The 3,879-nt window shown below is 59.3% G+C and carries 5 protein-coding genes; 2 read left to right on the top strand and 3 right to left on the bottom strand.

Annotation, left to right across the window (positions count from 1 at the left end; genetic code table 11):
* Positions 1-72: IS3 family transposase (locus ACTQXM_RS08855; protein WP_441537142.1), on the top strand; the 72-nt coding region annotated here is incomplete at its 5' end.
* 96 nt (positions 73-168) lie between these two features.
* Here ACTQXM_RS08855 and ACTQXM_RS08860 read toward each other — a convergent pair.
* The 3 genes from ACTQXM_RS08860 to ACTQXM_RS08870 all read right to left on the bottom strand — a co-directional run bounded on the left by ACTQXM_RS08860 (position 169) and on the right by ACTQXM_RS08870 (position 2,535).
* On the bottom strand, positions 169-1,299 hold the full coding sequence (locus ACTQXM_RS08860; RefSeq protein ID WP_441537636.1) for a CobW family GTP-binding protein: 1,131 nt from the start codon (positions 1,297-1,299) through the stop codon (positions 169-171).
* An 86-nt stretch (positions 1,300-1,385) separates the two neighbouring features.
* The gene (locus ACTQXM_RS08865) at positions 1,386-1,727 is read right to left on the bottom strand and encodes an arsenate reductase family protein (RefSeq protein WP_055252194.1); all 342 of its coding nucleotides are present in this window, start codon (positions 1,725-1,727) and stop codon (positions 1,386-1,388) included.
* A 184-nt stretch (positions 1,728-1,911) separates the two neighbouring features.
* Positions 1,912-2,535 (bottom strand): flavodoxin family protein, encoded by a 624-nt coding sequence (locus tag ACTQXM_RS08870; RefSeq protein WP_427728306.1) that lies wholly within the window; start codon positions 2,533-2,535, stop codon positions 1,912-1,914.
* 258 nt (positions 2,536-2,793) lie between these two features.
* Between ACTQXM_RS08870 and ACTQXM_RS08875 the strand changes: the two genes are divergently transcribed.
* Entirely contained in the window at positions 2,794-3,663 is an 870-nt protein-coding gene (locus ACTQXM_RS08875; RefSeq protein ID WP_427719865.1) for a patatin-like phospholipase family protein, read from the top strand.
* The last annotated feature ends 216 nt before the right edge of the window (positions 3,664-3,879 follow it).

Genomic DNA, 3,879 nt, shown 5'->3' on the forward strand with positions numbered 1-3,879 from the left:
ACGCGGCGCAGGCAGGTAAGATTGAAGGGCCTGACGCCGGAGGAGTTCCGGAACCGGGCCCTTGCGGCGTAGTCGCTATTTATTCAGTCCAAGTTTCGGGGCGCAGTTCACAGTCGCCTTCGTGGTGGTTTGATGGTTACGTGGGCGGAAAACGCCCACTTGGATAACCTAAGCGCGGTGCCAGTCGGTCAGGCAGGCATCGAGGGAGGCGATGAGCGCATCCTTGTCCATGTGACGGCCGATGATGCACAGGCTCGTCATGCGGTCGCCCGTCTCGTCGTCCCAAATCTGCATGATCTCGGGGTTCTCGTCGATGATCTTCTGCTTCTCGCCCTCGGGCGCCGAGTCGACAAACAGGCCGTTCTCCATCAGGCGCATCTGGCGGCCGGCCTGCTCGAACATGTAGCACATGTCCGGATCGCCGGTCTGCCACAGCGGACCCTTGACGCGAATGACCTCGTCGGGCCACTCCTGCTCAACAAAATCGGTGAACTTCTGCAGGTCAAACGGCTTACGGCGCGAGTACACAAAGGTCTCGATGTCGTACTCGAGCACCTCGGGGTCGTCGTGCTCCTCGGGATGCTCCATGGCCTCGATCCAGGCGGCGGAGTTGTAGGCGCGCATAAAGTCGAAGCGATCGGTATCGAGCAGCTCCTCCATGGGGACCTCGCCGTTTTGAGCCTCGACAATCACGGCGTCCTTCTGCAGGCTGCGCACGATGGCCTTGAGCTCGGCGATCTGCTCAGGGCTCACGGTATCGGTCTTGTTGAGGATCAGCGTGGAGCAAAACTCGATCTGCTGGATGAGCAGGCTCTCGATGTCGTCCTCGTCGATATCCTCGGCCAGCAGGTCGCGACCGCCGTTGAACTCGTCGTACATGCGGGCGCAGTCGACCACGGCAACGATGTTGTCGAGCGCGAGCTTGGGTTCGCCGCCCACTTTGGCCTTGTCGCAGAAGCTCGAGATGGTGTAGGCGATGGGGATAGGCTCGCAAATACCGGAGGCCTCGATGATGATGTAGTCGAACTTGCCCGAATCGGCGATGCCCTGCAGCTGGTTGGCCAGGTCGTCCGAAAGCGTGCAGCAGATGCAGCCGTTGGTGAGCGGGATGAGGTCGTCGGTCTCGGAAAGGCCACCGTCGGCGATAAGGCTGGCGTCGACGTTGATCTCGCCGATATCGTTGACGATCACGGCGGCGCGGATACCGCCGTCGTTGGCGAGGATATGGTTGAGCAGCGTGGTCTTGCCGGCACCGAGGTATCCGGTAAGCATGATGATCTTCACGGGCTTGTTGGGCATGTGCCCTCCTTTGTTAGATATGGCTTACAGCTGAATCTTATGCCAAACGCCTGCTCTTATACCCACGCGCCGGCAAATAACACAGGCTACTCCCAGGCTCCCCATACATCGGGGCAATAACCGACGGTGGCCTTTTTGCCGTTGCGCACGATGGGCTCGGCCAGTACCTGCTGATTCTCGAGCAGCTTATCAAAGCGCTGGCTGGGAGTGAGGTGCTGGATAAGTGCGAGTGTCTCCTCGTCCTTGGCTTTGGGGTTGAGCAGCTTGTCGATGCCGCCGACCGCCTGCATCACGCTCGTGAGCTCGCCTTTGCTCATCTCCTTTTCCTTAAGGTCAATAAACTGCACCTTAATGCGGCGCTCCTTAAAATAGCGCTGGGCCTTCTTGGTATCGAAGGACTTTTTGGTGCCGAAGATTTGCACGTTCATAGCATGTTCCGCCGTTCTAACGAACGGCGGTCACCTCGACGCTGCAAAGCCATCTGATGGGCAATCTGCCTTTCAATCGTCGGGCGCGGGCAACAGCCCAGCGCCCTCCTCTTTCAAGGCACCTTGCCTCATCAGCTGGCTTTTCGCTGACATTAATAGAACATCGAGGTGACCACCGCTGGACTTATCGAATGAAGTTGGTGCGCTCGCGATCGGCTTCGGGCGCGCTGATGCCGGCGGCCTGTCCTGCTTCGATACATTGCAGGAGCCAGGCCATGTTCTTGCCGATGTTGCGCATGGTGGCAAGGCCCTCGGCATCCCCATCGGCGTCGCCGGGCACGCGACCAAAGACGTTGTTCCAGTACGTGGAGGCGACTACGGGCATCTGGTTGATGGTGAAGTACTTGTTGAGCACATCGAAGGTGGTCGACGTGCCACCGCGACGGGCGACAGCGACCGCGGCGCCGGGTTTGTGCGCAAAGGCGTGCCCGCCCGCATAGAAGGCGCGGTCGAGGGCCGAAAGGATGCGTCCGCTGGGGTGCGCATAGTAGACGGGTGAGCCAAAGACAAAGCCGTCTGCCTGCTCAGCGGCAGCGATGAGCTCGTTCACCACGTCGTCGTCAAAGGTGCAGCGACCCCCAAGCTTGCCACACTGGCCGCAACCGATACAATCACGAATGGGCTTGGCGCCCAGCTGAAACACCTCGGTATCAATGCCTTCGGCATTGAGCTGCTCGGCGACTTCGGCGAGCGCCCGGGCGGTGTTTCCGTTTGCCTTGGGACTGCCGTTGACCAAAAGAACCTTCATCACAAACTCCCTCTGCTGTCGGTGACTTCTGCTGAGAATTATCTCACGTTGCGTGCGATGACGTTGGCATGGTGCGGGCGATGTTTATCCCGCAACGTTCTTAAGGGCGTTCATGCCTAAGGCCATCTAGGGGCATTGCGGTACGGCATGGGGAATGCATTGGGAAACGTTCGATAAATGCTTATAAACACGTTTCTGACGGCATACGTTGACAGATATACTTGTTGAGTTCAAAAGCATGGGAACGGAGATGGTTGCATGGCACAGCCGGAGACATCACACACAGTGGGGCTTGCGCTCGAGGGAGGCGGCTACCGCGGTATGTATACGGCGGGCGTGCTCGACGTTTGGATGGAGCACGGTTTGACCTGCGATCATATGGTGGGTGTCTCGGCGGGCGCGGCGTTTGGCTACAACTTTAAATCGCGCCAGATCGGCCGCGCCATTCGCTACAACAAAGCCTATTGTGCCGACAAGCGCTATGCGAGCGTGACCAGCTGGCTGCGAACCGGCGATATGTTCAATGCCGATTTTGCCTATCACGAGGTGCCTATCGAGCGCGATCCCATCGACTTGGAGGCGTATCGCGCCTGCCCCATGCGATTTACGTGCGTGTGTACCGATATCGAGACGGGCAAGGCCGTCTATCACGATCTGCCGTATGGCGACGAGCGCGATATCGAGTGGATTCGGGCATCGTCGGCGATTCCCGTGGCGACCAAGCCCGTCTGGATTGATGGACATCGATATCTGGATGGCGGTGTGGCCGATTCTATTCCCAGCGCATGGCTGTTTGCGCAGGGGTATGACCGTAACATCGTGGTGCTGACGCAGCCGGCGGGCTTTGTGAAACAACCCAATAGCTTGATGCCTATGCTGCGCCGCGTGTTTCGCCGCTATCCAGAGTTTGTCGCGGCGCTTGAGCACCGGCACGAGGTTTATAACGCCACGCTCGATGACCTGACGCGTCGCGAGGCCGGCGACGAGGTTTTTGTGGTGCGTCCGAGCGAATCGGTGAAGGTGCCATCGCTGTGTCGTGAGCCAGAGGAGCTCGAACGTATCTACCAGGTCGGTCGGCGTGATGCGGAGGCCACGTTGCCCGCACTAGAGGTGTATCTGGCAGGGTAGAGCCACGGTCGCTGACTCGGCGGAAAATGCATCTCAGAATGAGCCTTCGAAATGGGGCATAGTTTCCCATGGAGACCGCTCGGGAAAGCGTGCCCCACTTTTCGGCCGGGACTGCGGACAAAAAGTTGGACCGTTGAGGTCCGGAACGGAGTCCGCATGGCATACAGTAGGAGAATGGTGGAGAGGGCCAGGGCGCTTCGCGGCGCCGGGCTCACC

The sequence above is a fragment of the Collinsella sp. LCP19S3_D3 genome (genome assembly GCF_052121455.1).
In the GTDB taxonomy this organism is placed as follows: domain Bacteria; phylum Actinomycetota; class Coriobacteriia; order Coriobacteriales; family Coriobacteriaceae; genus Collinsella.